Source organism: Bradyrhizobium sp. AC87j1, from assembly GCF_002936975.1.
Lineage (GTDB): Bacteria > Pseudomonadota > Alphaproteobacteria > Rhizobiales > Xanthobacteraceae > Bradyrhizobium > Bradyrhizobium shewense.
The window spans coordinates 1-1,163 of the sequence record NZ_PTFE01000252.1; the positions used below are offsets into that span (position 1 = coordinate 1).

General features: G+C 61.8%; 1 protein-coding gene and 1 pseudogene. One reads left to right on the forward strand and one right to left on the reverse strand.

Annotated features, from left to right (window positions below; translation table 11 throughout):
* The coding region (locus tag CV770_RS41150; protein WP_148667143.1) for an oleate hydratase at positions 1-606 on the reverse strand (606 nt) is incomplete at its 3' end.
* Positions 607-646: 40 nt separating this feature from the next.
* Between CV770_RS41150 and CV770_RS44440 the strand changes: the two are divergent.
* A pseudogene (locus tag CV770_RS44440) lies at positions 647-777 on the forward strand (transposase); the annotation flags it as partial.
* Positions 778-1,163 lie beyond the last annotated feature (386 nt).

Sequence of the window (1,163 nt, forward strand, 5' to 3'; positions counted from 1 at the left end):
GAGCGTCTCGATGCGCGGAAACTCGTTCATGAAGCGGTGCAGATAGCGCTTCAGCTCGACCGCGCTGTGCCAGGGCTGGAACGCGAAGGTGGTCTGCCACATGTACCAGAAATTGGACTCGAAGAATCTCGGCGAGAGCCAGTCGGTGATGCGGCTGTTGCCGAGCGTCTCCTCCGAGGCCTCGGTGAGCCGCAGCAGCTCGAGCCGATCGCGCGCGGAGAAACCCATATGCGAGACGTCGACCTTGAAACGGTTGCGATCGACCAGCCGCGCCTGCGAGTGCGCCGGGTTCTCCAGGTTGAATGCGATGGTCTCCTCGCGCACGCTGAGGCCGGGATGCTCGAGCGAAGGGATGCTGGAGAGCAGATCCCAGGTGCATTCGTAGTGATCGGTGGTCAGCATGCGCCCGCCGCGCAGCGAATAGCCGCCGTTCGCGAGCAGCGCGCCGTCGAGGCTGCCGCCGACCAGCGGCTGCGCCTCGTAGATCACGATGTCACGCCCGGCCTGCTGCGCGTCGCGGATCAGGAACGCCGCGCCCGCGAGCGATCCAATGCCACCGCCGAAGAAATACGCCTGCCGGACGCATTCAAAGTTGCGCTGGATCAAACGCGGTGAGGACTGACTCAGCTACGCGGAATGGCGGCGGATTGAGCCGTTGTTGCCGCGAGAGCACGAGCGCATCGGGTGGATGATCGATGCGTGATCAACGGCATTGTCCACTTGCTAAAAGCAGGTTCGCCCTGGCGTGATTGCCCGGAAGTCTACGGTCCTTACACAAAGGTCGTCCGCGTCAATCGCTAGAGCCGAGAGGGCATTTGGACGAACGTTTTTACGCTCTGACTGAATCAAGCGGCGTGTCCGGCTCGATCTCGGTGGATTACAGCTAGATCAAAGCCCATGGCCCCGCGGCCGGCTCAAAAGGGGACCTTTAACAATGCGATCGGCCGCTCGCGCGGCGAACAACCACCAAAATCCCAGCCTTGATCGACAATTTGGCCGCCCGCTTCTTTCCTGATACTCGTGGCAACACCCGCGCAGCCCGCGTCGTCGGCTGATCGAGCCTACGACGTTAGAGCGGGTCTCGAGCAGATTTAATCGTTTGGGATTCCCAAATCAGGCTGGTTCTGATTCAAGCTGTCTGCCAGCGAAGGAGGCCGGTGGGC